Raw genomic sequence first — 21372 nt, 5'->3', positions numbered from 1 at the left:
GGGAGCCGTGCGGGAGAATGGCGGCATGCAGCAGATTGATTCCACCTCATCCGCCCCGTCCCGTCCTGGCTCCGGCCGGGCTTCGATCTGGATCACCCTGATCGGTATGAGCGCGCTGGTGGTGATCTTTGTGGTGGCCCTGCTGCAAGCCGCCAATGAAAACTCCGTACTCGGTTGGATCCTGGCCGCTATTGCTCTGGGCTGGTTGCTCATCGCGTGTTTTGTGCTGTGGATGGTGCGTAAAGCTGCCAAGTTCGGGGCGCGTCAGATTGAACATGCCCAGGAGGAAGCCAACCGGCGATTTGGGCGTGCTCCCATGGCCTCAGCCTCCACCACCCCGGCGGCTGACCGCTCCATTCTGGATCAGAAGCTAGAACATTCCTTTCAGATCATCATGGTGCAGGCCCGTGTGATTGCAGCAAATCTTCCCGCTCAGGACGGCTCCACGGGCGGGGACCGCGAACAGGTGGATCGCGCCCTGGACACCATTGCCGTGACCGCATCCAACGGTATGGGTATGGTCAAGGATGCAGAAACCCCCTTGACCGGCGAAGTCATTGACGAAGACCGCAACTGAACTGATCGCAGCGGCCACAGCCTCCGGTTTGCCGAAAGGAACCCCATCTCATGAATGAGCAGCCCGCGGAAGTTTCCCGCGATCACGTGGTGCGTATTGCCACCGTCAACGTCAACGGCATTCGCGCCGCTTACAAGCGCGGCATGGCTGACTGGTTGCAGCAGCGCGACATTGACATCCTGTGCCTCCAAGAAGTGCGTGCCCCGGACAAGATTGCCCGCGATCTTCTGGGGGAGGACACCTGGGAGATTCACCACCAGGAGGCGGAAGCCAAGGGCCGCGCCGGAGTGCTGACCGCGGTGCGCCGCGATGCTCACCAGGGGTCCCTGCTCCCCACGGGACGCCGCATCGGCTTGGCAGATGGCACCAATGACTCCGGCCGGTGGATCGAGGACAGCATCACCTTGCCGGACGGTTCCACGCTGAGCCTGGTCTCCACTTACGTTCACTCTGGTGAGGTGGACACCCCGCGCCAGGTGGACAAATATGCCTTCTTGGAGGCCATGACCCAGCGACTGCCCGAACTGGCCCAGGCCGCCGATCACGCGCTGGTGGTGGGGGATCTGAACGTGGGGCATACGGAGCTGGACATCAAGAACTGGAAGGGCAACGTCAAGAACTCGGGCTTCCTGCCGGAGGAGCGCGCCTACTTTGACCGTTACTTTGGCGAACTCGGGTATGTGGACGTGGCCCGCTCGCTGGCCGGGGATGTTCCCGGGCCCTACACCTGGTGGTCCTACCGCGGACAGGCCTTCGACAACGACGCCGGATGGCGCATTGACTACCACATGGCCACGCCCGCGTTGGCCGCCAAGGCCGTCACCGCCGTCGTTGACCGCGCAGCCACGTACGACACCCGGTTCTCCGACCACGCCCCGCTGGTTGTGGACTACCGTTTCTGACAGTCCATTCACTCCCCACCTAACCCAGCAGGAAGAAGTCTCACCGTGACCGTCCCCACCTCAGCCACAACCGACAGCCACAGCAAGCCGCGGGCGCTGTCCGGTGTGCAGCCCTCCGCAGATTCATTGCACCTGGGCAACTATGTGGGGGCGGTGCGCAACTGGGTCAAGATGCAGGATGACAATCAGTGCATTTTCTTCATTGCCGACCTCCACGCGATCACCGTGCCGCAAGATCCAGCGATGCTGGTCAACCGCACACGCGTGACTGCGGCACAGTACATTGCAGCAGGCATTGATCCGGAAAAATCCGTGATGCTGGTGCAATCCCACGTACCTGAGCACGCGGAGCTGGCCTGGGTGCTCAACTGCCTCACGGGGTACGGTGAGGCGGCGCGGATGACGCAGTTCAAGGACAAATCCGCCAAACAGGGCGTGGATTCCGCCACGGTGGGACTCTTCACCTACCCGGTCCTGATGGCCGCGGACATTCTGGTGTACCAGAGCGATGTGGTTCCCGTGGGAGAGGATCAGCGTCAACACCTGGAGTTGACCCGCAACCTGGCGCAGCGGTTCAACTCCCGTTTTGGGGAGACCTTCACGGTCCCGGAACCCAAGATCATGAAGGAATCGGCCAAGATCTACGATCTGCAGCGGCCCACCGTCAAAATGTCCAAGTCCGCTGACTCGGACAACGGGTTGATCCGGGTGCTGGACTCTGCCAAGAAAAATGCCAAGAAGATCAAATCTGCGGTCACGGATGACGGCACGGAGATTCGTTTTGACCGTCAGAGCAAGCCGGGCATTGCCAATCTGCTCACCATCTACTCGGCACTGACGGATCGGCCCATTGCAGAGATTGTGGAGCAGTACCAGGGCAAGATGTACGGCCACCTCAAAGTGGATTTGGCTGAGGTGGTCAATGAAACCCTGAGCCCCATCCAGCGGCGTGCCCAGGAGCTCCTGGACGATCCCGCGGAGCTGGACCGCATTCTGGCCCGGGGTGCTGCTCAGGGGCGGGAGATCGCGGCCCGGACAGTGGCGGATGTGCACCGGAAGGTTGGCTTCCTGCCGCCCAGCCATGGCTGAGGTGATCAAAGCGCCGCGGGTGATGCCCTCAGCCGTGGACAAAGCCGGCCTGCAACGCGAGTTCCGGCGCCAAGTGTCCATTCTGCGGGACAAACGTGCCCGCGGCGCGGGATTACCCGCACTGGTGGGGCAAGCGCTCAACGTGGCGTTGGCCTACGTGTGGACCCTGCTGCCCGGCCGGTTGATCATGCACTACTTCTTCCACGGCGGTCCGCTGATGGCCGCCGGGCTCAGCTACAACATGTTGTTCGCCTCCACCGCCGTGCTGGTGATCGGCGCATCCCTGGCGGGGCGGATCTTGGGAAACGACTCCGAGCTACGCCAGCTGGTGGTCAATGCCGTGGACGAGACCGTTCCCGGGCTGATCAACACTGGCGCTGGGGGAGTGATCCCGGAATCGGTGTTGGCCAACCCCCAGCCGTTCACGCTGACCACCATCATTGCGGTGGCGGTGCTGTGTTTTGTGGCCTGGCGATGGGCCGCTGGAATCCGGCTGTCTTGCCGGCGAATGTTTGAAGTTCCACCGGCCAGGGGAGCACCCATTGCAGCCATTCCCCGGGATGTTCTGGGGCTGATCCTGCTGGTGGCAGTCCTGGCGGTGTCCCTGGTCCTCAACGCGGAAGCTGCCGGTGCTCTGCGACTGCTGGAGGGCGCCACGGCGGACATTGGATGGCTCAGCGGATTCGTGGATTTTCTGGGCGGTGGCTTTGTGTACGGGGCTGCCACCACCGTGGGGGTTCTGGCAGATGCGCTGATGCTGTATCTCATGATCAGAGGTCTGGCTCAGCTCAAGCCCGGGAAATGGCCCATGGCCTGCATTCTGATCATCGGGGTTATGGGCAATGTGGCACTACGCCAAGTGGGCGGGGCCTTGATCCAGGCGATGGCTTCCAATCCCTATCTGCTCTCCGTGGGCATCATTGTGGGTGTGCTGTTCTGGTTCTACTTTTTCAGCCAGATCATTCTGATTGCCACGGCTTTCGGGGCCCTGGTGCAGGCGGACCTTCACGGAGGCCATGCACCTCCGGCGGGGGAGGACCGAGCCGTCACCCCCATTGACGCGCAGTTGTTGGACAGAATCCGCTCTCATGAGCGTGCCCTCTGAACGCGCCCTCTCTGAGAGGGACTGAACCCGAATGGACTTTGGTGTCCCGCAAGCAACCTTGCTTACGGGACACCAGAGTCCATTCGACTAGAAAGCGGAACGGTCAGCTCTCAGCAGTACCACTTCCAGGTCCAGCCGAGCTTGGTCCAGGTGAAAACCTTGGTCCAGATCACTCCGTGAATGTCCTTCACAACATCGCCTTTGACGGACGTGCCGTACGTCCCACCCGATTTGGTGTCATGAGACGTGCTGTGTGAGGTGCTGGTTGGGGCCGGGTGGAAGAACGTGGCGTTGGCGGCAGGAGCGCTGACAGTTGCCAGTGCAGCGGTCAGGGCAATTGCTGCTGGAATGGTCTTCTTCTTCATCGGTTCACTTCCTTGAATCGGTCGATCATTGGTCAGTCAAGGGCCCTTTGACTAGGTAAAACCTATCAAGTTGAGAAGTTCCTGAGTGTCCCCCGAACGGGGTGGACAGCGTGGCTGTCCGCTGTGTGGAGCCCTGTTGACGGTGCCACACGGGGGCTTCAGCAGCTCACGTGGATGACCCTTCATGGGGTCTCCCAGATGGAACACCGCCATGGGGAGTTGGTGGTCTGGAACCGCCTGCAAGTGCATGAAAAACCCACGGCGGAACAAGTGGCCACAGGGCATCCGAAAAGTGGTTCACGCTGGAGCGTCTCACAATGCGAAAGGGGGTTATACGCCAAGAAGTGTGTAGCGCAGGCCCCTGGATCCCAACCAGTAGTAGGGCAACACCAGCATTGACATGCTTTGAGAGCATGTCAGGTGTCCCTTCCACGAAACAGACCCACCTGTGGTGCATGCGCCCGCCCCCTGGTCAAAAACGGCACCACCACCGCTGGTTCCACCGGCTACCGGTGCATACCCTGTGGCTAACCCGCAAGCCGTGCGCAGTTTGATACCCCATCAGGGCTGATGGGGTATCAAACTGCGCACGGCTTGCGAGGGTTAGGTGTCTATGGAAGCTGGGAAGGCACGGTGGGATCAGTTCTTCCGCTACCGCACCTACCCCGGGTCTCACCGGGCCCCATCGGCTCAGATCACCCCGAACGCAGCCTCACTGAACACCCCCACGACCCCTGGGACCTTGTCAGAGAAGAACACTGGACCCCACTACGACCACAGCACACGCAACGAGAGGAACAGATCGGGCCAGTGCTCTACAACACCGGGTTCAGTCCCGAAGACGGCAACCGCTTCCAACACGACTGGGCAGGACGCTGGCGCCCATAACACGCCCGGGATTTACACACATTTTGTCCGCTAACCCCCGAAAAGTGGTTCACGCTGGGGCGTCTCACAACACGAAGGGGGCGTTGGTGGCCCGGATCAGATGCTGATCCGGGCCACCAACGCCCCCTTGTGCGCAGAGCCCAGCCCGCCGCCCGTCACATGGCGCGGGAGAGTGCTGCCTTCTTGACCTCGGCAATGGCCTTGGTGATTTCGATGCCGCGTGGGCAGGCCTCCGTGCAGTTGAAGGTGGTGCGGCAGCGCCACACACCTTCCTTGTCATTGAGGATCTCCAGGCGCATGTCGCCGGCTTGATCGCGGGAATCAAAGATGAAGCGGTGCGCATTCACGATTGCCGCAGGACCAAAGTACTGGCCATCGGTCCAGAACACCGGACAGGATGTGGTGCAAGCGGCACACAGGATGCACTTGGTGGTGTCATCAAAGCGGGCGCGGTCCTCAACCGACTGGTAACGCTCACGCTCGGGTTCATTGTCCACGTTGACCAGGAACGGCATGATCTCTCGGTAGGACTGGAAGAACGGCTCCATGTCCACGATCAAGTCCTTCTCACAGGGCAGGCCCTTGATCGGTTCGATCAGCAGCGGCTTGCTCAGGTCCAAGTCCTTCAACAGAACCTTGCAGGCCAAGCGGTTGCGGCCGTTGATGCGCATGGCATCCGAACCGCACACACCGTGTGCGCAGGACCGGCGGAAGGACAGCGAGCCGTCAAGCTCCCACTTGATCTTGTGCAGGCAGTCCAGCACGCGGTCCGTGCCGTACATGGTCAACTGGAACTCATCCCAGTGAGCGTCCTCGGAGACCTCCGGGTTGTACCGGCGGACCTTGACGGTCACGTCAAAGGACGGAATGGCCTCAGCCTGGGTGTTCTCTTGAGTCGTCTCAGCGGTAGCGGTCGACATCAGTACTTACGCTCCATCGGCTCGTAATGGGTGAAGATGACGGGCTTGGTCTCCTGGCGGATTCCTGCGGTGTCCGAGGAGGGATCGTCATAGACCATGGAGTGGACCATGAAGTTTTCGTCATCGCGCTGGGGGAAGTCCTCACGGGCGTGGCCGCCGCGGGATTCCTGGCGGTGCAGCGCCGCCACGGACATGACCTTGGCCAGTTCCAGGAGGAAGCCCAGTTCCACAGCTTCCAGCAGGTCCAGGTTGTAACGCTTGCCGTGGTCCTGAATGGCAATGTTGGCGTAACGCTCTTCCAAGGCGGAAATGTCAGACAGTGCCTTGTTGATGGATTCCTCCGTGCGGAACACCTGCATGTTCAGGTCCATGGTGTCCTGGAGATCCTTGCGGATGGCACCCACCTTCTCCGAGCCTTCGGCCGACAGAGCGTTGTTGAGCAGTGCCTCCGTGGCGGCCATGGCGTCGTCGGGAATCGGCAGGAACTCGGCCTGCTGGGAGTACTCCGCGGCATAGATGCCGGCGCGCTTGCCGAACACGTTGATGTCCAGCAGGGAGTTGGTGCCCAGGCGGTTGGAACCGTGCACGGACACGCACGCCACCTCACCGGCGGCGTAGAGGCCGGGGATGGTGGTCTCGGAGTTCTCGAACACCTCTCCCTTGATGTCCGTGGGGATGCCGCCCATGGTGTAATGCGCTGTGGGGAACACCGGCACGGGCTCGGTGTAAGGCTCCACACCCAGGTAGGTGCGGGCAAACTCCGTGATGTCCGGGAGCTTGGCATCAATGTGCGCCGGCTCCAGGTGCGTCAGGTCCAACAGCACGTAGTCCTTGTTGGGGCCGCAACCGCGGCCTTCACGGACCTCGTTGGCCATGGAACGGGCCACGATGTCACGCGGGGCCAAGTCCTTGATGGTAGGGGCGTAGCGCTCCATGAAGCGCTCGCCCTCCGAGTTTCGCAAAATACCGCCCTCACCGCGGGCAGCTTCCGAAACCAGGATGCCCAGCCCCGCCAAGCCCGTGGGGTGGAACTGGACGAACTCCATGTCCTCCAGGGGCAGGCCGTTGCGGAAGGCGATTGCCATGCCGTCGCCCGTCAGCGTGTGGGCATTGGAGGTGGTCTTGAAGACCTTGCCGTTGCCGCCGGTGGCAAACACCACGGACTTGGCCTGGAACACGTGCAGTTCACCCGTGGCCAGTTCATAAGCGACGACGCCCGCCGGGCGGCGTCCCTCCGGGGTGTCCACCAGGATGAGGTCAAACACGTAGAACTCGTTGTAGAACTCCACGTTGTGCTTGATGCAGGCCTGGTACAGCGTCTGCAGGATCATGTGACCGGTGCGGTCCGCGGCGTAGCAGGCGCGGCGCACGGGGGACTTGCCGTGATCACGGGTGTGCCCGCCAAAGCGGCGCTGGTCAATCTTGCCTTCCGGGGTCCGGTTGAACGGGAGTCCCATTTTTTCCAGGTCAAGAACAGCCTCAATGGCCTCCTTGGCCATGACCTCCGCAGCGTCCTGGTCCACCAGGTAGTCACCACCCTTGATGGTGTCGAACGTGTGCCACTCCCAGCTGTCTTCCTCGACATTGGCCAGTGCTGCACACATTCCGCCCTGGGCGGCACCCGTGTGGGAGCGGGTGGGGTAGAGCTTGGTCAGCACCGCGGTCTTGGCGCGCTGACCTGATTCGATGGCGGCACGCATGCCTGCGCCGCCGGCTCCTACGATGACCACATCGTATTTGTGAACCTGCATTCTTCACGCGTCTTTCTGATTGGGATTCTTGACAGATGGGCGGCCGATTCGATCAGCCGTCACAGATGACCGTCATGTGCTGTTGCGGTAGCGGTGGCAGAACTCAAGCGCCCGGGCAGAAGGAAGCAAGCAGCTCAGGGTCAGCACCGGCGGGGCAGGGCTCAAAGGTGAAGATGACCAGGGTGCCCAGCAGGATGATGAAGCCGGTGGCCACAGCCAAGGCCAACTTCAACCAGAAGCGGGCACCGTCCCGCTCGGCGTAATCATCAATGATGGTGCGCATGCCGTTGGCGCCATGCAGCATGGCCAGCCAGAGCATGGCCAAGTCCCAGACCTGCCAGAACGGATTGGCCCACTTGCCACCCACGAATCCGAAGTCGATGGCGTGGACGCCACCCTCCGGGACCATCAGGTTGGCGATCAGGTGACCGAACACCAGGACCAGCAGGACAACGCCGGAGAGGCGCATGTAGAGCCAGGCCAACATTTCAAACTTGGACCGTCCCGAACCGGAACGGTTGTACTTGATGCCATCCACCACACGGTCATTACTGCGCGGAACGGCAATTTGGGGCTTCAGCGGAGTGCTCATGCTTGTCATCCCTTGACGATCAGTGGAAGAAGACGTTGGTGAGGTGGCGAATCAGGAAGGGCACCATCACCACAACCCAGGCCACGACCACACCCCAGAACAGCTTCTTCTGGTGTTTGGCTCCCGAGGACCAGAAGTCGATCAGGATGATTCGGATGCCGTTGAAGGCGTGGTACACAATGCCCGCGACCAGCCCGGCTTCACCCAGGCCCATGATCGGGTTCTTGTACGTCTCCATGACGGCGTTGTAAGCCTCCGGGTCAACGCGCACCATGGCGGTGTCTGCAACGTGGACCAGAAGAAAGAAGAAAATGCCCACACCGCTGATGCGGTGTGCAACCCAGGACCACATCCCGTATTCGCCCCGATAGAGCGTGCCGGATTTTGGCCCAGACGGGGTCTCCGTGGTTGTCGCTGCCACGTTTGATACCTCCCTGTATCACTGCGGGTGCTTTGGCTCGCCCTGACTGTGTATGCGTGCTGCACCCTTGGAGGAGCCTGGGGCTCACCTCAAGATTCTCCAGCGAACTCGGGGGCCACCTTACCAGCCTGACGGGCGTCAAAGTGTCACTTGGAGACAGGGTGTCAGCGCCGTGCGTGCGTCATGTTGACGCGACAAGTACCTCCGGACGCCCACCCAAGTCCACCCAAATGTGGCTGTTGCCCACACATCACGGTGATCGGCGCGGTTGCGGGTTAGGATCGCGGGCGTGACCCAACATCTTGAGCATTTCCATCCGTTCATCCCCGCCGGCGGCGTCGGTTCCCGGCTGTGGCCGCTTTCCCGTGCGGATGCGCCCAAGTTCTTGCTGGACCTCACCGGTTCCGGTTCTTCTTTGCTGCGGGCCACGTATGAGCGTTTGGCCCCGCTGACCAAGGATCCCGTGATGGTGGTGACCGGGCGCGGTCACGCCGGTGCGGTGAGTCAGCAGCTTCCGGAACTCTCCGCCAAAGACTTGGTGCTGGAGCCCTCTCCCCGCGATTCGGCTGCGGCCATTGGCCTGGCCTGCATGTTGTTGGAGCGCCGCGATCCCGGATGTGTGGTGGGTTCCTTTGCCGCGGATCACGTGATTGAGCCCGCTGCAGTGTTTCAGGCTGCGGTGGTGGAGGCTGTCACGGCCGCTCGCACGGGCAAGATTGTGACCATCGGTATTCAGCCCGCTTCACCGTCCACGGGCTTTGGCTACATCAAGGCGGATGGTGACTTGGGGATCGACGGCGCCCCGTCCGTGCGCGGCGTGGAGCAGTTTGTGGAGAAGCCGGATGAGAACACCGCACGCGCTTACGTCGCCAGCGGTGACTACCTGTGGAACGCGGGCATGTTCGTGGCTCCGGCAGCCTTGATGTTGGAGCACCTTGAAGCGAATGAACCTGAACTCTTCAAGGGTCTGCAAGCCATTGCAGATGCTTGGGGCACGGTGCGTCAGGACCAGGTCATGTCCCGCGTGTGGGAGACCCTTCCCAAGACCGCCATTGATTACGCCGTGGCGGAACCGGCGGCAGCCGCCGGTGACGTGGCCGTGGTTCCGGGTACTTTCACCTGGGACGACGTCGGAGATTTTGCCGCCATGTCCCGCCTGAACCACGTGGGTGAGTCGGATGACGTGGCCGTGCTGGGGGAGAACACCCGGGTGCTGGTGGACAACTCATCGGGCATTGTGGTCTCTGACACCGGCCGGGTGGTGGCGTTGATCGGCGTGGAGGACATCGTCGTCGTTGACACCCCGGATGCCCTGTTGGTGACCACCCGCGAACATGCCCAAAGCGTCAAGGACACCGTGAATTCACTCAAAGCAGCAGGCGATACGGACGTTTTGTAACCGGTCTGTGTTCCGCTGTGTAACCGCGGCCCGCACCACGTGGTGCGGGCCGCGGCGTATTCTGAACCAATGCCGCATTTGAGTTCCGCCGCAACATCCGATCCTGGCCAGAGCCGGGTGGCCTGGTCTGGCGACGCCGGTCAGGTACCTTCCGTGGGCCCCTTCCTGAGTAAGTGGCTGCCTGGGCTGATCGAGTTTCGGCGGGACATCCATCAGCACCCGGAGTTGTCCTACCAGGAGTTCCGGACCACTGACCGGATCGTGGAAGAGCTGGAAGCCACCGGGTTGAGTCCCGTGCGGCTGAAAAACACAGGTTGCTACGTGGACATCGGCCACGGGCCGATCGCCGTGGGTTTGCGCGCAGACATTGACGCGCTGCCGATCCAGGAAGCCACCGGGCTGCCCTTCTCCTCCGTCAACGACGGCGTGGCGCACTCCTGCGGGCATGACGTGCACACCACGGTCATGCTGGGCGTGGCCAAGGTGTTGGCAGACCTGAACAGGTCCTCTCCGCTGGCCGGTAGCGTTCGCGTGCTCTTTCAACCTGCGGAGGAAAAGCTGCCGGGTGGGGCGCTGCGCGTGATCGAACAGGGTGCCTTGGAGGGAGTGCCCCGAATGTTTGCGCTGCACTGCGAACCCAAGGTGGACGTGGGGCATGTGGGGACGCGCATTGGGGCGATCACTTCTGCCTCGGACACCGTTCGGGTGCATGTTTCCGGCCACGGCGGCCACACCTCCCGTCCGCATCTGACCCAGGACTTGGTGTTTGCCATGGCCCAAATCGCCATCAACGTGCCGGCTGTGATGTCCAGGCGCGTGGATGTTCGCTCCGGAGTTTCCGTGGTGTGGGGGGAGATCAACGCGGGCATTGCCCCCAATGCCATTCCCTCCCAGGGCACGTTGGCCGGCACCATGCGGTGTCTGGATGCCGATGCCTGGCACCGCTCCGGAGCGCTGCTTGATGAAGTGGTGGGTCAGGTGGCCTCCCCGTACAAGGTCAACGTGGAGGTGGAGCACATCAGGGGTGTGCCGCCGGTGGTCAACGGTGAGGACGAAACCACGCTGTTGGAAAACGCCGCCCGGGACGAGCTGGGCGAGGATGCTGTGTTGCTGGTGGAGCAGTCCATGGGTGGGGAAGACTTTGCCTGGTACCTCCAGGAAGTGCCGGGTTCCATGATGCGTTTGGGTACCCGGACGCCGGGTGGACACACCTACGACCTTCACCAGGCGGACTACATTGCCGATGAGGAGGCCATTGGCTGCGGAGTGCAGGTCATGACAAACGCCGCTTTGCGTGCAGTGATGCTCCACGTGCGGGAATTGGCAGGCTGACCCGTACGTTCAGGTAGTGCTGCGTTCACCGATTTACGCAGCTGGCTCCACGGGAGCCGGTGATGACGACGAATGAGGTGACCCGGGTGACCCAGGTGCAGGGTGCTGAAGACAAAACAATGCGGGAGCGTGTGGTCCGTCCGCTGTACGCCCTCTTTGGCGTCATCCTGCTGGGTGCCGGTGCTGCTTTGATGCTGGTTGGCGGTGTGGGGGTTGACCCGTTCACAGCCATGAACCGAGGCATTGCCGATCAACTTGGGCTGGGTTTGGGACCCGTGCAGTTGGTGATGAATCTGCTTCTGCTGGCGGTGGTGTTTTTCACCGGCCGGTACATGATCGGCCTGGGGACCATCATCAACATGGTCTTGGTGGGGTATCTGATCACGTGGTTCACTGCCCTGTTCTCTGCGGTGCTGCCGAGCGCTGAGAGCCTGCTGGGGCAGGCAGTGTATCTGGTGATCGCTCTGTTGATCTTTGATTTTGGGGTCAGCGCTTATATCTGTGCCGGGTCAGGGACCGCCCCGTATGATGCGATTGCGCCCATCGTGGTGGAGCGCACCGGTTGGGCCTACCGCTACGTGCGCTGGGTCCAGGACATTCTGGTGGTCATCATCGCCGCCATCCTGAGCGGCCCCGTGGGACTGGCCACCGTGATCACTGCATTCTTCAACGGTCCGCTGATCGAGTTCTTCAACAAGAAGGTCAACCAGGCGCTCGTGGAGAAGCTGGTGAACCGAACGTTGTAGGGAGCACTGAAACGTGCTGAGTGATGGTTGGGTTGTGTCCTGTGCAACATTGAGGGCTTACTCATGAGTACACTAAGCGCCACCACCCAATGACGTTCCGGCGTCCGGCGTGCGGTCTGTTCCGATCCTCACGGGGCAGCATTGTGCCCGGTGCCGGTCACTCTCCACCGGAGGAAAGCATGACCTTCCGTTCCCGCACCATGACCACCACCGCAGTCCTGGGACTCTCCGCACTGGCGCTCTCCGCCTGCGGTGAGGCTCCGTCTGACAACGACGGCAGCTCAGACGCCTCTGATTTCACCGGCTGCATTGTCTCTGACGAAGGCGGTTTCCAGGACCGCTCTTTCAACCAGAACTCTTACGCGGGCCTCAAGGCTGCGGAGGAGAATTTGGGCATCAACGTTCAGCAGGCGGAGTCCCAGGCCGAGACGGACTTCACCCCCAACCTGAACTCCATGGTGCAAAACGGTTGTGACCTCACCGTTTCCGTGGGCTTCCTGCTGGCAGATGCCACCCAGGAAGTGGCTGAAGCCAACCCGGACATGCACTTTGCGATTGTGGATGACAACTCCATTGAGCTGGACAATGTCAAGCCCATCACGTACAACACCGCAGAGGCTGCGTTCCTGGCGGGCTATGTGGCGGCCTCAGCTTCTGAAAGCGGTACGGTGGCCACCTACGGCGGCATGGACATTCCCACGGTGACCGTGTTCATGGACGGTTTTGCCGACGGCGTGGACTACTACAACCAGGAGAAGAACGCGGACGTTCAACTGCTGGGCTGGGACAAGGACGCTCAGAACGGCACGTTCATCAACTCCTTCAGCGATACCGCTGCGGCCAAGACCACCACCCAGAACTTCATCAATGAAGGCGCTGACGTGGTGATGCCGGTGGCCGGCCAGGCAGCCACGGGAACCACGGATGCCGTGGCTGAGACCAATGCCGGTGGCCGCCAAGATCAGGTGACTTTTGTGTGGGTTGACGCCGATGGTTATGAAACCCTCTCCGATGAGCAGAAGCAGTACCAGCTGACCTCCGTGCTCAAGGAACTGTCCACCTCCGTGGAGGACGTGGTGACCGCAGCTTCAGAGGGCAACTTTGACAACACCCCCTACGTGGGCACTCTGGAGAATGAGGGTGTGGGTATTGCCCCGTACCACGACCAGGAAGATCGCGTGGGTCAGGAAACCGCTGATGAAGTGGACCAGCTGCGCCAGCAGATCATTGACGGTGAGATCACCGTGGAGTCTGAGAACTCTCCGGAGTGAACAGGAGAATCGGGCTGATCCAGCCCTGAGTACGCGCCCGCTGGGCGGCATCCGGTGATTCGGGGCCGCGGCGGGCGCGTATCATCCAGTGGTCATCCGTCTGTTGTGGCAGGTCCGTGGCCACCCGAACGGCCCTTGCCATCCCGAACGCACCCCCTGCCGCCCGGGCAGCCTCGGCCAACTGAACATGCCTTGGCCATTTCCACAAGGAACAAAAATCCATGAAGCTCGAACTGCGAGGCATCACCAAGAAGTTTGGCACCTTCGCCGCCAACCGGGATGTTTCCCTCACCGTTGAACCGGGACAGATTCACTGTCTGCTCGGCGAAAACGGTGCCGGGAAGTCCACGTTGATGAACGTGCTCTACGGGCTGTACCAGCCCACCTCCGGGGAAATCCTGGTGGACGACCAGCCGGTGTCCTTCAACGGGCCATCGGATGCTCTGAACCGGGGAATCGGCATGGTTCACCAGCACTTCATGTTGGTGCCCGTGTTCACGGTGGCTGAAAACGTGGCGCTGGGCTCCGAATCCCGCAAGGGCGCCAGCCTGGATTTGGAGACCACACGCCGCAAGATCCGCGAAATTTCAGATCAGTACGGCTTTGCCGTGGACCCTGACGCGGTGGTTGAGGACCTTCCCGTGGGCGTCCAACAACGGGTGGAAATCATCAAGGCGCTGGTTCGTGATGCAGAACTGCTGATCCTGGACGAACCCACAGCCGTGCTCACCCCCAAAGAAACCGATGAACTGTTGGCCATCATGCGCCAACTCAAAGCAGATGGCACCTCCATTGTGTTCATCTCCCACAAATTGCGTGAAGTCCGTGAGGTTTCGGATGTGATCACCGTGATCCGCCGGGGTGAAGTGGTGGGCTCCGTGTCTCCGCAGGCCTCCACCTCCGAATTGGCCGCCATGATGGTGGGTCGTGAAGTCTCCCTGTCCGTGACCAAGGAGCCCGCCCGCGTGGCGGAGGAAACCCTGGTGGTCAAGGACCTCACCGTGGTGGGGGAGAACGGGGTGACTCTGCTGGACGAACTTTCCCTCTCCGTGGCCCAGGGCGAAATCCTGGCCGTTGCGGGGGTCCAGGGAAACGGTCAGGTGGAATTCGTGGAGGCCCTCCTGGGGCTGCGCAAAGCCTCCGGGTCCATCCAGTTGGAGGGTAAAGAACTGGTGGGTCGTTCCGTGCGGCAGGTGCTGGATGCCGGAGTGGGTTTTGTCCCGGAGGACCGCTCCCATGACGGACTGGTGGGGGCCTTCTCCGTGGCGGAGAACCTGGTGCTGGATCTCTACAAGGACCAGCGGTTCCGTTCCGGCCCGTCCTTGAAAAGCCGGTCCATTGCGCAGAACGCCGAACACCGGATTCAGGAGTTCGACATTCGGACCGGCTCCGCTGACGCCCATGCCTCCACCCTGTCCGGCGGTAATCAGCAGAAGATTGTGATTGCTCGGGAACTCTCCCGCCCGCTGAAACTCTTTGTGGCATCCCAGCCCACCCGCGGCGTGGACGTGGGCTCCATTGAGTTCATTCACCAGCGGATTGTGGCCGAGCGGGACAACAATGTGCCGGTGGTCATTGTCTCCACCGAACTGGATGAGGTCTACGCGCTGGCTGACCGGATTGCCGTGTTCTTCCACGGCAGGCTCATGGGAATTGTGGATCCGCAAACCCCGCGTGAAGTCCTGGGCCAGATGATGGCAGGCGCCACGGAGGTCGAGGCCCGCGGAGCGGAACCAGAGGCCCGCAGCACGGAAACAGACGCCCGTGGCGCATCAGGCGCCTCCGCACACACCACCACCGACGTTCACACCGTCCCGACCACCCCGTGGGAAGAGCAGGCATGACCACCCCCACCACCAACACGCCCACCGTCAACGCGGTTGAGGAGCTGGAGACCAGCGGACCCAAGTGGATTGGGTCCGCCCTTCAGCCCGTCCTGGCGATCATTGCAGCACTGTTCCTGGGTGGTGTGTTGATTGCCGCCACGGACGAGCGGGTGGCCCGCTCCGCGAGCTACTTCTTCAGCCGTCCCGGGGACACCGTGGCAGCGGCGTGGAGAGCAGCTTCCTCAGCTTATGAGGCCATGTTCTACGGGGCTGTTTTCAACCCCAACGCAGACACCTTTGCCCGTCAGATCTACCCCCTGACAGAAACTCTGACCGTGGCCACCCCGCTGATTCTGGCGGGCCTGGGCGTAGCCATTGCTTTCCGTGCGGGTCTGTTCAACATTGGTGCCCAGGGTCAAATTCTGATCGGTGCAGCGCTGGCGGCCTACGTGGGCTTCACTTGGTCCCTGCCCATGCCACTGCATCTGCTGCTGGTCATCATCGCCGGGGCCATCGGTGGTGGTATTTGGGGCGGCATTGTGGGGCTGCTCAAGGCCAGAACCGGCGCCCATGAGGTGATTGTGACGATCATGCTCAACTACATTGCCGCCAACCTGGTGGCCTACCTGCTGACCCGTCCAGCTTTCCTGCGTGAAGGCTCCACCAATCCCGTCAGCCCCCCGGTGGCGGACACCGCACAGTTCCCGCTGCTGCTAGGAGCGCCCTACCGACTGCACTGGGGGTTTGTGGTGGCAGTGGCCGCCACGGTCTTCATCTGGTGGATGCTCAACCGCTCCACCATTGGCTTTGAGATTCGCGCGGTGGGGTCCAACCCCCGGGCAGCAAAAACTGCGGGTATCAATGTCACCAAGGGCTTTGTGGTGGTCATGGTGATGGCCGGTGCTCTGGCCGGTCTGGCTGGGGTGGCTCAGATCTCCGGCACTGAGCGTTCCCTGTCAGCCGGTGTGGCGGCGTCGTTCGGTTTTGATGCCATCACGGTGGCGCTGCTGGGCCGCTCCACTCCGCTGGGAACCTTTTTGGCCGGTCTGCTCTACGGGGGCTTCCGCGCCGGTGCGGTGACCATGCAGACCATGACTGGCACCAACGTGGACATCGTGTTGGTGGTGCAGTCCTTGATCGTGCTGTTCATTGCCCTGCCGCCGCTGTTCACAGCGGCGCGGCGTAAGAAAGCTCGCCCGGACAAAAAGCAGGCCGCAGCTCCGTCCACCGGTACCGCCAAGGAGGCTCAGGCATGAGCATCACCACACAGACTCCCCAGGCCGATCACCTCCCGGACGCCCACGAGGAGGCCGTGGATCCCAAGGCACTTCCGGCCAGTGCACGCCGCGCACCCCTGGGCTTTGGCGTGCTGGCGCTGGTCTCCCTGATCGTGTTTGCCTTCAACGGCCCGCAGCAGTCGGTCACGTTCCGCATCAGCGGCGATGGAGACCTGTTCCAGGTCCCCCACATTGTGCTCCCCGGTCTTCTGACCGGTTGGTTCATCACCGTGGTGCTGATTGCCCTGACCGTTTTTGCATACCTTCGCGTGCGTTCGGGCCGTCTGACCCCCACCTGGACCGTGGTGTTGTTCGGTTTCCTGTTCGCGGTGGGCTTCCTGGTGTGGGTGGTGGGTTCGGCCCGGACCCCATCGGTGTCTCTGACCGGCCTGTTGGCGGGTGGTGTGGCACTGGCGGTACCCCTGGTTTTCGGTTCCTTGGGTGGCCTGATGTGCGAACGCTCCGGCGTGGTCAACATTGCCATTGAGGGACAGCTGCTCTTTGGCGCGTTCTCCGCAGCCATTGCCGGGTCCATGTCCGGCAGCGCTTGGGTGGGACTGCTGGCAGCCATGATCGGGGCCGCGCTGGTGTCCTTGGTCTTGGCCGTTTTTTCCATCACCTACCGGGTGAACCAGGTGATTGTGGGTGTGGTGCTCAACGTGCTGGTCTCCGGCCTGACCGGATTCCTTTTTGCCACTTTGCTGGAATCAGACTCTTCCCGGTTCAATTCCCCGCCGCGCCTGCCGTCCTACTCCATTCCGTTCCTGAGCGATCTGCCGCTGATCGGTCGCATTCTGTTTGACCAGTCCATCGTGGGGTATTTCATGTGGCTGGCCATCCCGATCGTGTGGTTTGCCGTGTACCGCACCCGTTGGGGATTGCGCACCCGGGCCATTGGTGAGCACCCCAAGGCCGCGGACACCCTGGGTATCAATGTCAACCGCATGCGGTTCCTCAACGTCCTCCTGGGTGGTTTGATCGCAGGAATCGGTGGATCGTTCTACACACTGGTGTCGGTGACCTCCTTCACCCGGGACATGACTTCCGGGGCGGGTTACATTGCCCTGGCTGCTTTGATCTTTGGCCGGTGGAACCCCATTGGTGCCTTCCTGGCCGCTCTGCTGTTCGGCTTCACCTCCAACTTGCAGTCCGTGCTGTCCTTCTTGGGCACAGAGATGCCCAGCCAGTTCTTGGCCATGCTGCCGTACCTCATCACCATTCTGGCCGTGGCCGGTTTGGTGGGTGCCTCCCGCGGCCCGGCGGCTTCCGGACAGCCCTACGTCAAGGAATAGTCGGTACACACGCCCACAGAAACGGTGAAACTCATGGACAACCCCACTACTGCGCACGACGACGACGCAGCGCACCCGGGTGCCCCCGATTCGGCGTCGTTGGGCTCTTCAGCGTCATCGGGCGAATCTGCGGCCACGCTGGGTCAGCCCTGGTTGCGGTTGTTGACCGAAGCCAAGGCAATCATGCGCCACGCCTACGTGCCGTACTCCCACTTCCCGGTGGGCGCCGCCGCACTGGTGGAGGACGGGCGAGTGGTGGCCGGATGCAATGTGGAAAATGCCAGTTACGGACTGACGCTGTGCGCGGAATGTGGGCTGGTGAGTTCCTTGCACGCCAGCGGTGGCGGCAAGATCACGCACTTTGTCTGCGTTGACGGCAACGGGGAGATTCTGATGCCGTGTGGACGGTGCCGCCAGTTGCTCTACGAACACCGGGCACCGGGAATGCTGTTGCTGACCGTGTCCGGGGTCAAGTCCATGGACCGGGTTCTGCCGGATGCCTTTGGGCCGGAAAACCTCTGAGGCTCCCACACCCATCGCTTGGCTGTAACGTGCCGACCGTGAGCGGTGCTCACGGTGGGTGCCCTGTGCCGGTGGGCGAATGTGCTCGCGGGGAGCGTGTCAGCAATCCGTGACCGTGCTGAAGGAGTAAAACCATGTCATCCATGTCAGGGCTGAGTGCCGCCCAGGTCATTACCACCAAACGTGATCGGGGCACACTCACCACCGAACAGATCAACTGGGTTCTGGCCGCCTATGTTCGCGGGGACGTGGCAGAGGAACAGATGGCTGCCTTGGCCATGGCCATCTTCCTCAACGGCATGGATCGCGCTGAAATCAGTGCCTGGACGGAGGCCATGATTGATTCGGGGCAGCGTTTGGATTTCTCCGGGCTGCGGCGCAACGGACGCCGGTTGCCCACGGTGGACAAACACTCGACGGGTGGCGTGGGGGACAAGATCACCTTGCCATTGGCCCCGCTGGTGGCTGCACACGGGGTGGCCGTACCCCAGCTCTCCGGACGCGGCTTGGGCCATACCGGCGGTACTTTGGACAAACTGGAGGCCATCCCGGGATGGCAGGCTGAAGTGGGTCATCAAGAGCTGATCCGGCAGCTGAAAACCGTGGGCGCGGTGGTGTGCGCCGCAGGTGGTGACCTGGCCCCCGCGGACAAAAAGCTCTATGAGCTGCGTGACGTCACGGCAACGGTGGAATCCATCCCGCTCATTGCTTCCTCCATCATGTCCAAGAAGATTGCCGAAGGCGCTGATGCGCTGATCCTGGACGTGAAAGTGGGGTCCGGGGCGTTCATGAAATCCCTGGACCAGGCGCAGGAGTTGGCGCGGACCATGGTGGCTCTGGGCACGGATGCCGGTGTGCAGACCACCGCCTTGCTCACGGAGATGTCCACCCCGCTGGGGCGGGCCGTGGGCAATGCCTGCGAGGTGCAGGAGGCCGTGGAGGTGCTGGCGGGAGGCGGGCCGTCCGACGTCGTTGATCTGACGTTGGCACTGGCTCAGGAAATGTTACGGGCGGCCGGTGTGGAGGATGATCCAGCTGTGGCGCTGCGCGATGGCCGGGCCATGGACACCTGGCGTGCCATGATCCGCGCTCAGGGCGGAGACCCGCTGGCCCCATTGCCCGTGGCCCGCCACACGGAAACTGTCACAGCCCACCGGGCAGGTCTGGTGGAGCACGTGGATGCCTTGGGAATCGGTCAGGCCTCCTGGTCGCTGGGCGCGGGTCGGGCACGTAAAGAAGATCCCGTGCAGCCCGCAGCTGGGGTGGAGTTGCTGGCCACAGTGGGGGACACCGTGGTTGCCGGTCAGCCACTGGCCGTCGTGCACACGGACAGCGCAGAAGCCCTGGAAGCCGCGATGCACACGATTTTGGAGGCCTTTGAGATCACCGATGGGGCAGCGGCTCGCGCGGAGGACGCGGGGAAGCCCAGGGCGAACGTGCTGCTCGGTCGTGTTGACTCCAACCACTTGTAGGGTGGACCCAAGAACTTGAAGACCGCATGCAGATTGCAACACATGAGCACGGGAGGACGAACACCGTGGGACTTTTCAGCAAGAAGTCGAATGCCCAAGACACATCTGAGCAGGCTGCCCAGCAGGAGACAAACCCCGCCGGTGAGCCGCTGCCCGCCCAAGGCCCGCTGCGCAACCTGATCAATCGACTGGTCTCAGACGGTGCCCAGGGCGGCAAGCTCACGCTGATTCAGCGTGGCAACACCATGAACCAGCAGACCGAGCGCAATGTCAACGGTTCCGTGGAGACCGATTCCGGCACCGTGGATCAGAGCCATCCGCTGTTCGATGACGTGGCCGGGCTCTACACCGAGTCCATGTCCCAGGAATCTGGCGCCTGGCAGACCGTGGTGATCACCGCGGGTCAAGACACCGTGCAGGTGGATTACGACTACCCCTCCGCACCTCGCAAGACGCAGACCTACCGGTTGGGTGAAGGCGCGGATGCTGCGGCACAGGACGGAGCGCGGGGCGCTGATTCCGCCGCTGCCAGGGAGGCTGCACAGCCCGTTGAACAGCGGGGTGCGCAGGACACTGCGCAGGGTGGCTCCCAGCAGGCGCCTGCAGATTCGGCCCAGCAGGCACCGTCCGGTTCCGACCAGCAGGATGCCCGGGCTTCTGATCAGCAGAGTGCCCCGGCACAGTCCCAGAACTCCAGTTCCTCCGCCGCGGCGGCTGGGGCAGCGGGAGTGGGTGGGGGCGCTCTTGCGGCGGCCGCAGCCCAGGGTCGCCAGGAAGAAGCCCAGCAGTCGCAGAACCCCAACCGCAGCAATAGCGCGCAGGCACACGGTGACACCTCGCAGGCATCCCAGTCCGCCGAGGTGCAGGAAGGTGCCGCTGCGGGAGGATCGACTCAGCCGGATCCATCAGGGCAGTCAGGTCGGCAGGCGGCTGCTCAGGGTGATCTGCCGGATCATGTGGACCACGATGAATGGCGCGATGACAACGCGGGCCGCTCCGGTGGCCAGACCACGGGTGCCGCCGCAGCCGGCGCTGGTGCGCGTTCTGTAGGCAGCGACGCCGATGCCCCGTCCGTGGCGCACGGGGCGGACGTGGCGCCGTCGTACAAGGCCGGAGAGGCCGCCGGTCAGACAGGTTCGCCCAAGGACCGTTTGGCGGAGGGCAACAAGGTGCTGACCGAAGCTGATGTTCTGGGCCGTCTGGCCGGTGCGCAAAAGCGCTTGTTCGGGCCGGAAGGCTCCGCGCTGGATGTGTCCACCGTGCTGATCCGCGTGCGCACGCTCGGCTCCTATTACGATGCTCTGACCCACGTCCGCCAGGGTGGTTTCTGGGATCAGCGCGGCACCTTTGACCTGGTGCCGGAGGAAGAGCTGAAAGTCCAGGAGTTGAAGGAAGACTCCTACGTGGAAGGTGAGGGTGCACCGCTGGCCATCATGTTCCGCTTCCGCCCCGGAATCCCGCCGGAAGTTTCCTTTGACTACTTGGATGAAGAAGCCTTTGTGCGGTATGAGCAGCGGCTGCCATCTCAGAACTACGTGGAGGAACTGCGGATGTACCCCCGCACGGGCGCCAACATCCCGCAACACGTCAACGATGCCCTGCAGGACTGGAACTACTGACCCAGC

Annotated in this window: 19 protein-coding genes and 1 pseudogene; 15 read left to right on the top strand and 5 right to left on the bottom strand. The window is 62.4% G+C overall.

What is annotated here, in order from left to right; translation table 11 throughout:
* Window positions 1-25 precede the first annotated feature (25 nt).
* From Q4G32_RS02175 to Q4G32_RS02160, 4 genes are read left to right on the top strand one after another with little or no spacing between them, the layout of a single operon-like run.
* Window positions 26-577, top strand: coding sequence for a hypothetical protein (locus Q4G32_RS02175; protein WP_303348895.1), 552 nt, complete (start codon window positions 26-28; stop codon window positions 575-577).
* Between the two features lie 50 nt (window positions 578-627).
* Window positions 628-1479, top strand: a complete 852-nt coding sequence (locus Q4G32_RS02170) for an exodeoxyribonuclease III (protein ID WP_303348892.1) — start codon at window positions 628-630, stop codon at window positions 1477-1479.
* A gap of 45 nt (window positions 1480-1524) precedes the next feature.
* Window positions 1525-2568, top strand: a complete 1044-nt coding sequence (gene trpS, locus Q4G32_RS02165) for a tryptophan--tRNA ligase (protein WP_303348890.1) — start codon at window positions 1525-1527, stop codon at window positions 2566-2568.
* Complete coding sequence (locus Q4G32_RS02160; protein ID WP_303348889.1) at window positions 2561-3673, top strand: YhjD/YihY/BrkB family envelope integrity protein; 1113 nt, start codon at window positions 2561-2563, stop codon at window positions 3671-3673. Before trpS ends, Q4G32_RS02160 begins: the two co-directional genes overlap by 8 nt.
* A 110-nt stretch (window positions 3674-3783) precedes the next feature.
* On the opposite strand, the gene Q4G32_RS02155 is transcribed toward Q4G32_RS02160, so the two are convergent.
* Window positions 3784-4038: a hypothetical protein gene (locus tag Q4G32_RS02155; protein WP_303348888.1), complete on the bottom strand. Its 255-nt coding sequence runs from the start codon at window positions 4036-4038 to the stop codon at window positions 3784-3786.
* Between the two features lie 708 nt (window positions 4039-4746).
* Here Q4G32_RS02155 and Q4G32_RS02150 point away from each other — a divergent pair.
* A pseudogene (locus tag Q4G32_RS02150) lies at window positions 4747-4926 on the top strand (IS256 family transposase); the annotation flags it as partial.
* Window positions 4927-5081: 155 nt separating this feature from the next.
* Here the strand turns inward: Q4G32_RS02150 and Q4G32_RS02145 are convergent.
* From Q4G32_RS02145 to sdhC, 4 genes are all read right to left on the bottom strand, one after another.
* Window positions 5082-5846, bottom strand: a complete 765-nt coding sequence (locus tag Q4G32_RS02145) for a succinate dehydrogenase iron-sulfur subunit (protein ID WP_303348886.1) — start codon at window positions 5844-5846, stop codon at window positions 5082-5084.
* Window positions 5846-7597: a succinate dehydrogenase flavoprotein subunit gene (gene sdhA / locus Q4G32_RS02140; protein WP_303348885.1), complete on the bottom strand. Its 1752-nt coding sequence runs from the start codon at window positions 7595-7597 to the stop codon at window positions 5846-5848. The genes Q4G32_RS02145 and sdhA overlap by 1 nt, the downstream gene beginning before the upstream one ends.
* A gap of 103 nt (window positions 7598-7700) precedes the next feature.
* Entirely contained in the window at window positions 7701-8189 is a 489-nt protein-coding gene (locus tag Q4G32_RS02135; protein ID WP_303348884.1) for a succinate dehydrogenase hydrophobic membrane anchor subunit, read from the bottom strand.
* A gap of 19 nt (window positions 8190-8208) precedes the next feature.
* Window positions 8209-8610 carry a succinate dehydrogenase, cytochrome b556 subunit gene (gene sdhC / locus Q4G32_RS02130; RefSeq protein ID WP_303348882.1) on the bottom strand — a complete coding sequence of 134 codons (402 nt, stop codon included), beginning with the start codon at window positions 8608-8610 and terminating at the stop codon, window positions 8209-8211.
* 289 nt (window positions 8611-8899) lie between these two features.
* Between sdhC and Q4G32_RS02125 the strand changes: the two genes are divergently transcribed.
* The 10 genes from Q4G32_RS02125 (at window position 8900) to Q4G32_RS02080 (ending at window position 21366) form a co-directional block, all read left to right on the top strand.
* The gene (locus tag Q4G32_RS02125) at window positions 8900-10009 is read left to right on the top strand and encodes a mannose-1-phosphate guanylyltransferase (RefSeq protein ID WP_303348879.1); all 1110 of its coding nucleotides are present in this window, start codon (window positions 8900-8902) and stop codon (window positions 10007-10009) included.
* Between the two features lie 69 nt (window positions 10010-10078).
* On the top strand, window positions 10079-11341 hold the full coding sequence (locus tag Q4G32_RS02120) for an amidohydrolase (protein ID WP_303348877.1): 1263 nt from the start codon (window positions 10079-10081) through the stop codon (window positions 11339-11341).
* 62 nt (window positions 11342-11403) lie between these two features.
* Entirely contained in the window at window positions 11404-12087 is a 684-nt protein-coding gene (locus tag Q4G32_RS02115) for a YczE/YyaS/YitT family protein (protein ID WP_303348875.1), read from the top strand.
* 179 nt (window positions 12088-12266) lie between these two features.
* Entirely contained in the window at window positions 12267-13358 is a 1092-nt protein-coding gene (locus Q4G32_RS02110; protein ID WP_303348872.1) for a BMP family lipoprotein, read from the top strand.
* Between the two features lie 221 nt (window positions 13359-13579).
* On the top strand, window positions 13580-15202 hold the full coding sequence (locus Q4G32_RS02105; RefSeq protein WP_303348868.1) for an ABC transporter ATP-binding protein: 1623 nt from the start codon (window positions 13580-13582) through the stop codon (window positions 15200-15202).
* Window positions 15199-16440 carry an ABC transporter permease gene (locus Q4G32_RS02100; protein ID WP_303348866.1) on the top strand — a complete coding sequence of 414 codons (1242 nt, stop codon included), beginning with the start codon at window positions 15199-15201 and terminating at the stop codon, window positions 16438-16440. The genes Q4G32_RS02105 and Q4G32_RS02100 overlap by 4 nt, the downstream gene beginning before the upstream one ends.
* The gene (locus Q4G32_RS02095; protein WP_303348864.1) at window positions 16437-17753 is read left to right on the top strand and encodes an ABC transporter permease; all 1317 of its coding nucleotides are present in this window, start codon (window positions 16437-16439) and stop codon (window positions 17751-17753) included. Before Q4G32_RS02100 ends, Q4G32_RS02095 begins: the two co-directional genes overlap by 4 nt.
* A 33-nt stretch (window positions 17754-17786) precedes the next feature.
* Window positions 17787-18275 carry a cytidine deaminase gene (locus Q4G32_RS02090; RefSeq protein ID WP_303348862.1) on the top strand — a complete coding sequence of 163 codons (489 nt, stop codon included), beginning with the start codon at window positions 17787-17789 and terminating at the stop codon, window positions 18273-18275.
* 134 nt (window positions 18276-18409) lie between these two features.
* On the top strand, window positions 18410-19747 hold the full coding sequence (locus Q4G32_RS02085; protein ID WP_303348860.1) for a thymidine phosphorylase: 1338 nt from the start codon (window positions 18410-18412) through the stop codon (window positions 19745-19747).
* Window positions 19748-19812: 65 nt separating this feature from the next.
* Complete coding sequence (locus Q4G32_RS02080; protein ID WP_303348858.1) at window positions 19813-21366, top strand: hypothetical protein; 1554 nt, start codon at window positions 19813-19815, stop codon at window positions 21364-21366.
* Window positions 21367-21372: the final 6 nt, after the last annotated feature.

The sequence above is a fragment of the Kocuria sp. genome (genome assembly GCF_030538595.1).
GTDB lineage: Bacteria > Actinomycetota > Actinomycetes > Actinomycetales > Micrococcaceae > Kocuria.
Note: the sequence above shows the minus strand (reverse complement) of the source record. Positions and strands in the feature narration are given on the sequence as shown.

Bases quoted from the DNA above. Each gene is read 5' to 3' on its own strand.
- Q4G32_RS02110 (WP_303348872.1), top strand. From the start codon at position 12,267: ATGACCTTCCGTTCCCGCACCATGACCACCACCGCAGTCCTGGGACTC.
- Q4G32_RS02085 (WP_303348860.1), top strand. From the start codon at position 18,410: ATGTCATCCATGTCAGGGCTGAGTGCCGCCCAGGTCATTACCACCAAA.
- sdhA (WP_303348885.1), bottom strand. From the start codon at position 7,597: ATGCAGGTTCACAAATACGATGTGGTCATCGTAGGAGCCGGCGGCGCA.
- Q4G32_RS02100 (WP_303348866.1), top strand. From the start codon at position 15,199: ATGACCACCCCCACCACCAACACGCCCACCGTCAACGCGGTTGAGGAG.
- Q4G32_RS02135 (WP_303348884.1), bottom strand. From the start codon at position 8,189: ATGAGCACTCCGCTGAAGCCCCAAATTGCCGTTCCGCGCAGTAATGAC.
- Q4G32_RS02105 (WP_303348868.1), top strand. From the start codon at position 13,580: ATGAAGCTCGAACTGCGAGGCATCACCAAGAAGTTTGGCACCTTCGCC.
- Q4G32_RS02170 (WP_303348892.1), top strand. From the start codon at position 628: ATGAATGAGCAGCCCGCGGAAGTTTCCCGCGATCACGTGGTGCGTATT.
- Q4G32_RS02175 (WP_303348895.1), top strand. From the start codon at position 26: ATGCAGCAGATTGATTCCACCTCATCCGCCCCGTCCCGTCCTGGCTCC.
- Q4G32_RS02115 (WP_303348875.1), top strand. From the start codon at position 11,404: ATGACGACGAATGAGGTGACCCGGGTGACCCAGGTGCAGGGTGCTGAA.
- Q4G32_RS02160 (WP_303348889.1), top strand. From the start codon at position 2,561: ATGGCTGAGGTGATCAAAGCGCCGCGGGTGATGCCCTCAGCCGTGGAC.
- Q4G32_RS02090 (WP_303348862.1), top strand. From the start codon at position 17,787: ATGGACAACCCCACTACTGCGCACGACGACGACGCAGCGCACCCGGGT.
- Q4G32_RS02120 (WP_303348877.1), top strand. From the start codon at position 10,079: ATGCCGCATTTGAGTTCCGCCGCAACATCCGATCCTGGCCAGAGCCGG.
- Q4G32_RS02145 (WP_303348886.1), bottom strand. From the start codon at position 5,846: ATGTCGACCGCTACCGCTGAGACGACTCAAGAGAACACCCAGGCTGAG.
- Q4G32_RS02155 (WP_303348888.1), bottom strand. From the start codon at position 4,038: ATGAAGAAGAAGACCATTCCAGCAGCAATTGCCCTGACCGCTGCACTG.
- Q4G32_RS02095 (WP_303348864.1), top strand. From the start codon at position 16,437: ATGAGCATCACCACACAGACTCCCCAGGCCGATCACCTCCCGGACGCC.